The sequence below is a fragment of the Rhodococcus sp. P14 genome (assembly GCF_000256505.1).
GTDB classification, from domain to species: domain Bacteria; phylum Actinomycetota; class Actinomycetes; order Mycobacteriales; family Mycobacteriaceae; genus Rhodococcus; species Rhodococcus ruber.
Window position 1 is genome coordinate 1 of sequence record NZ_AJFC01000149.1, and the last position, 4652, is coordinate 4652.

Sequence of the window (4652 nt, forward strand, 5' to 3'; positions counted from 1 at the left end):
GCCGCGCACCCGGGGTACGCGGCCACCGAGGTCGGCACGCACACCGGGACGTGGTTCGACCAGCTGTTCCGACTCGGGAAGAAGGTGCTCGGACGCACCCCCGCCGAGGGTGCGGAATCCGTCGTGGTCGCCGCCACCGATCCGGAGGTGACCGGCGGCTACATCGGACCGGACCGCTTCTTCGAGTTGTACGGCCCGCCGACCGTGGCCGCCTACAGCCGACACGCCGCGGATCCGGAGACCGCCCGGCGACTGTGGGAGCTGTCGGAGCAGCTCACGGGCGTGCGGTTCGACCTGTAGCGAACGGTGCCTGTAGCGAACGCGCCTGTAGCGAACGGCGCCGGACTGCGGCGTCGACGGGGACCCCGTGATGTCGTGACCCGTCGGGGTGGAAGGTCACGGTCCGGGGCCCCGCTGCGGCCGGCCGGGGCGCCGACCCGGGACGCGTTCCTTCCCCCGCGTACTCCGCTCACCGTAGGGTGGCCGACATGACGGCTTGGACCACACGCGACATCCCGAAGCAGGACGGCCGCACCTTCGTGGTGACCGGCGCGAACAGCGGGCTGGGCGCGGTGGCCGCCCGTGCCCTCGGGGCCGCGGGGGCGCGGGTGGTGCTGGCGTGCCGGAACGTGGCCGCGGGCGAGGCCGTCGCCCGGGAGATCGGGCCCGCCGCGCAGGTCCGGCGCCTCGATCTGGCCGACCTGGCGTCGGTGCGGGAGTTCGCAGCGGGTATCGACGAGGTCGACGTGCTGGTCAACAACGCAGGTGTGATGGCGGTGCCGCTGCGTCGCACCGTCGACGGATTCGAGATGCAGATCGGGACCAACCACCTCGGCCACTTCGCCCTCACCGACCTGCTCCTCGAACGCGTCACGGACCGCGTGGTGACGATGTCGAGCATCATGCACCGGATCGGTCGCATCGACCTCGACGACCTGAACTGGGTGTACCGCCGCTACGACCGGTGGCTGGCGTACGGGCAGTCGAAGCTGGCCAACCTGCTGTTCACCCAGGAGCTGCAGCGCAGGCTCACCGAGCGGCGGTCCGCGGTCGTGGCGGTGGCCGCCCACCCGGGGTACTCGTCGACGAACCTGCAGTCGCACACCGAGTCGATCCAGGACCTGTTCCTGGGCGTGGCGAACAAGCTGGTGGGGCAGTCCGCCCAGACCGGCGCGCTACCACTGCTGTATGCGGCCACCGCGCCCGGCGTCGAACCCGGCGGGTACTACGGGCCGGGCGGACTGTTCGAGATGCGCGGCAGTCCCGAGCGTGTCGAATCCAACTCCCGCTCGCACGACGAGGCTGTCGCCCGTGGGCTCTGGGAGCTGTCGGCGAAGCTGTGCGCGCCCGCCGGATAGCGGCAGCACGTCAGTCCGAGACGCGCCGGATGTAGAGCAACCGGTCGCCGGTCATGACCGTCTCCACCTCCGGGGACCCGACACGCAGCAGGCGGCCGTTGCGTTCGATGCCCAGGACGATATCCGGCAGGTGCCGCGGTGAGTCGCCGACCTCGTCGGCTTCGACGTCGCGTTCGGCGATCGCGAAGCCTTCCTCCGGAGTGAGCAGATCCTCGATCATTTCCACGACGTTCGGGGTGATGGTGGCGGCTCCGAGCAACCGGCCCGCCGTCTCGGACGAGATCACCACCGTGTCGGCGCCCGACTGGCGCAGCAGGTGGGTGTTCTCCGATTCGCGGATGGCCACGACGATCTTGGCGGCGGGGGCGAGTTCGCGGGCGGTGAGGGTGACGAGTACAGCGGAGTCGTCGCGGTTGGCGGCGACGACGATCGAGTTGCAGTGCGGCACCCCGGCCAGACGCAGCACATCCGATTTGGTCGCCGAGCCCTGCACGGTGACCAGGCCCCGGCCGTTGGCGGCGTCGAGCACCACCGGGTCGGTGTCGACGACGACGATGTCCGAGGGCGCGGCGCCGTCGCCGAGCATCGCATCGACCGCGGTGCGGCCCTTGGTGCCGTAGCCGACGACCACAGTGTGGTTGCGCACCCCGTGTCGCCAGCGTTGGATGCGGAAGGTTTGCCGGGAACTCTCGGTCAGGGCGGAGAGGGTGGTGCCGACCAGGATGATGAGGAAGAAGATCCGAAGCGGGGTGATGACCAGGACGTTGACCAGACGGGCCGCGGGCGTGATGGGAGTGATGTCGCCGTAGCCGGTGGTCGAGAGCGATACTGTCGCGTAGTAGATGCAGTCCAGCAGCGACAGCTCGTTGTCCTGGTTGTCGGAGTAGCCGTCGCGGTCCAGGTAGACGACGAGCACCACCAGGGTCAGGGCGATCAGGGCGTACCCGATTCGGCGCACGATCGCGCGGCCCGGACTGGTCTGCAACTGCGGCACCCGCAGGATGCCCACCAGTGTGAAATCGGGTCGCTCGGTCAGGGTGTCGGAGCGGCTGAACCGGGCCCGGAGCGTGCTACCGGGCACGGCCGGCTTCGTTCGGTGCCGCGGCCCGGCCGGGGGCCCGGGGGCGCCTGGTGCGCTGTCGGAGACATCGTCAGCAGCCTACGTCGTTCCGACGGCCGTCAGGTCAGTTCGCTGAAGCGTTCGGTGTTGCGGACCTGGCCGGAGACGATGATGGTGTCGCCCGGGGCGAGCACGGTGTCGGCGGTGGCGTAGGTGAAGCCTTCGCCGGGACGCTTGATCGCCACGACGGTGACACCGAAATCGGAGCGGACCGCGGTGTCGCCGAGGCGCCGGCCGATCGCGAATGCGGGCGGGGTGGTCTTGACCATCGCGAAACCGTCGTCGAACTCGATGTAGTCCATCATCCGGCCGCGGACCAGGTGGGCGACGCGCTTGCCCATGTCGTGTTCGGGCCGGACGACGTGGTGCACGCCGATCTGGCTGAGGATCTTCGCGTGCGCGTTGCTGATGGCCTTGGCCCACACGTTCGGCACCGCCATGTTGATCAACGCCGAGGCCGTCAGCAGGCTGGCCTCGAGGTCGGAACCGATGCCCACGACGGCGCGCCCGTACTCGTGCACCGAAAGTTGCCGCAGCGATTCCTCGTCGGTGGTGTCGGCGACCACGGCATGGGTCAGGCGGTGGGCGACCTTCTGCACGACCGCCTCGCTCGAGTCGATGCCGAGCACTTCCGTGCCCTGGGTCATCAACTCCAGCGCCAGTGACTTGCCGAAGCGGCCGAGTCCGAGCACGACCACGACGTCGGAGGCAGGTTTCCTAGCCAATGAAGGGCCTTTCGGTGGGAAGTTCGTAGCGCCGTCCGCGTTCGCGGGCGGCGAGGGCGCTGACCAGGGTGATCGAGCCGATCCGGCCGAGGTACATCAGCAGTACCAGGACGAGCTGTCCCCAGGCCGGAAGCTGAGCGGTGATTCCCGTGGACAGCCCGACCGTGGCGAACGCGGAGGTGACCTCGAACAGCAGCACGTCGAGATCGAATCCGGTGCCGGCGAGCAGGACGATGGTCGGCACCGCCACCAGACCGACGCCGATCAACGCTACCGACAGCGCCTGGCGCTGCACCCGGGTGTCGATGCGCCGGTCGAACACGGTCACCGAACGCTCACCACGGGCCTCGGCCGCGATGACGAACAGCAGCAGCACGAAGGTGGTCACCTTGATCCCGCCTGCGGTGCCGCCGCTGCCGCCGCCAATGAACATCAGCACGTCGGTCACGAGCAGCGTCGCGTCGTCCACCTGCGCGTAGTCGACGCTGTTGAACCCCGCCGTGCGGGGCATGACGCCCTGGAACGTGGCGACGAGCAACTTCTGGCCGAAGTGGTAGTGCTGCAGGGTGCGGGTCCATTCGAGGATCAGCACGAGCGCGGGTCCCACCACCAGCAGCACCGCGGTGACGGTCACGGTCAGCCGGGTGTGCAGGCTCCATCGAGTGCTGCGGCCCCGTACGTGCCGGGTCACTTCGAACAGGACCGGGAACCCGATTCCGCCGAGGATCACCGCGACCATGAGCGGCACACAGATCCAGGGATCTTCGGCGAAGCCGATCATGTTGTCGCTGTAGAGGGCGAAGCCGGCGTTGTTGAACGCCGAGACGGAGTGGAACACCCCCAGCCACACCGCCCGCAGGGGTGGTTCCTCGTAGCCGAGCGCGAACCGCGCTGCGAGCGCCACCGCAGTGACCGCTTCGATGAGCACGCTCATCCGCACGACGCCGACGACGACCGAGCGGACGTCGCCGAGTCCGGATGCACGCGCCTCGGCGGCGGTGTTCAGTCGGGCCTTGAGGCCGATCCGGTTCGCGAGCAGCAGGCCCACGAGCGAAGCCATGGTCATGATCCCGAACCCCCCGGCCTGGATCAGGGCGAGGATGACGCCCTGGCCGAAACCGGACCAGTGGGTGGGCGTGTCGACGACGACCAGCCCGGTCAGGCACATCGCCGAGGTGGCGGTGAACAGGGCGTCGACGACGGAGGCCGTGGCGTCGGGCCGGCGCGCCGCGGGGGTGAGGAGCGCGGCCGTGCCGACGGCGATCGCCGCGGCGAAGCTCAGCGCCACGACCCTGACCGGGGTCAGGGTCGCCCGCGCTGCCAGTCGCCGCAGCAGGGACGGCGCGGATGCGCCGGCGGGTGTTCTCACCCGGAGGAGACTAGACCCGCTCCGGGTCGCCGGGGAACCGGGTAGAGATGACCGGCATGCAGCCCTCGAGAATGGTCGCG

Annotated in this window: 4 protein-coding genes and 1 pseudogene; 2 read left to right on the forward strand and 3 right to left on the reverse strand. The window is 69.6% G+C overall.

All coding sequences use genetic code 11. The features are described 5' to 3' along the window. A pseudogene (locus tag OEY_RS0111015) lies at positions 1-300 on the forward strand (short-chain dehydrogenase); the annotation flags it as partial. A 188-nt stretch (positions 301-488) separates the two neighbouring features. Beyond that, on the forward strand, positions 489-1358 hold the full coding sequence (locus OEY_RS0111020) for an oxidoreductase (RefSeq protein WP_010593934.1): 870 nt from the start codon (positions 489-491) through the stop codon (positions 1356-1358). 10 nt (positions 1359-1368) lie between these two features. Here the strand turns inward: OEY_RS0111020 and OEY_RS0111025 are convergent, their stop codons facing one another. The 3 genes from OEY_RS0111025 to OEY_RS0111035 form a co-directional block, all read right to left on the reverse strand. After that, positions 1369-2439: a potassium channel family protein gene (locus OEY_RS0111025; RefSeq protein WP_010593935.1), complete on the reverse strand. Its 1071-nt coding sequence runs from the start codon at positions 2437-2439 to the stop codon at positions 1369-1371. Positions 2440-2537: 98 nt separating this feature from the next. After that, the gene (locus tag OEY_RS0111030) at positions 2538-3203 is read right to left on the reverse strand and encodes a potassium channel family protein (RefSeq protein WP_272942268.1); all 666 of its coding nucleotides are present in this window, start codon (positions 3201-3203) and stop codon (positions 2538-2540) included. Then, positions 3196-4572, reverse strand: a complete 1377-nt coding sequence (locus OEY_RS0111035) for a TrkH family potassium uptake protein (RefSeq protein WP_029539991.1) — start codon at positions 4570-4572, stop codon at positions 3196-3198. Before OEY_RS0111035 ends, OEY_RS0111030 begins: the two co-directional genes overlap by 8 nt. Between the last annotated feature and the right edge of the window lie 80 nt (positions 4573-4652).